Source organism: Streptomyces sp. NPDC058650 (assembly GCF_042717315.1).
Taxonomy (GTDB): domain Bacteria; phylum Actinomycetota; class Actinomycetes; order Streptomycetales; family Streptomycetaceae; genus Streptomyces.
Window position 1 is genome coordinate 1 of sequence record NZ_JBHXRL010000098.1, and the last position, 1,046, is coordinate 1,046.

Here is a 1,046-nt window from a genome sequence, read left to right on the forward strand (position 1 = left end):
GGCATGGGCGACACCGACGACGACGACACCGCGGGCGAGAGCCTGCTCACGGTCGTCATCGCGCTCATCGCGAACGCCCTCATCGCGATCGCGAAGACCGCGGCGGCGGCGATCACGGGATCGGCCTCGATGGTCGCTGAGGCCGCGCACTCCTGGGCCGACACCGGCAACGAGATCCTGCTCGTCATCGCCGAGCGCCGCTCGCGGAAGCCGGCCGATGCGCGGCATCCGCTCGGCTTCGGCAAGGACGCCTACATCTGGTCGATGTTCGCCGCGTTCGGGCTCTTCACCGCCGGCGCGGTCGTCTCGATCCAGCACGGCATCACCGAGTTGATCGACCCCGAGCCGGCGAGCGACTTCGGCGTCGCCTACGTCGTGCTCGCCGTCTCGTTCGTGCTCGAGGCGATCTCGTTCGTGCGGGCCTACGGGCAGGCGCGGGCAGCCGCGCGAGAACGCAGCCTGCACACGATCGAGCACGTCGCGAAGAGCTCGAACCCGACGCTCCGGGCCGTGTTCGCCGAAGACGCCGCGGCCCTCATCGGCCTCGTGCTCGCCTTCCTCGGCGTGCTGCTCCACCAGGTCACCGGGTCCCCCGTCTACGACGCCCTCGGCTCGATCCTCGTCGGCGTGCTGCTCGGCGTCGTCGCGGTCGTGCTGATCGGCCGCAACCGCGCCTTCCTCCTCGGCGAGGCGATCGACGAGGAGTCGCGCGACCTGGTGCTCGCCGAACTGCTCGAGCGGCCGGAGATCGATCGCGTCACCTTCCTCCACATCGAGTACACGGGACCCGACACGGTCTTCGTGATCGCGGCGGTCGACCTCGTGGGCGATCGGGGCGAAGCGGATGTCGCGGCAGAACTGCACGCGCTCGAAGACGCGCTCGAGGAGCACCGGCAGGTGGGCCGCGCGCTCCTCACGCTCTCCGACCCCGCGAACCCTCCGCTCCGGCCCGGGCGATCGGCTGCCGCTCCCTGAGTCCCGCCGGGCCGCGGCGGTCCTGCCCCGTGCTGCCTCAGCTCGCTATCGTGAGGCAAGACGCGCGCGCG

The 1,046-nt window shown here is 71.3% G+C and carries 1 protein-coding gene; it reads left to right on the forward strand.

What is annotated here, in order from left to right; all coding sequences use genetic code 11:
* Window positions 1-975: cation diffusion facilitator family transporter (locus tag ACFWWU_RS37530; RefSeq protein ID WP_384153787.1), on the forward strand; the 975-nt coding region annotated here is incomplete at its 5' end.
* Window positions 976-1,046 lie beyond the last annotated feature (71 nt).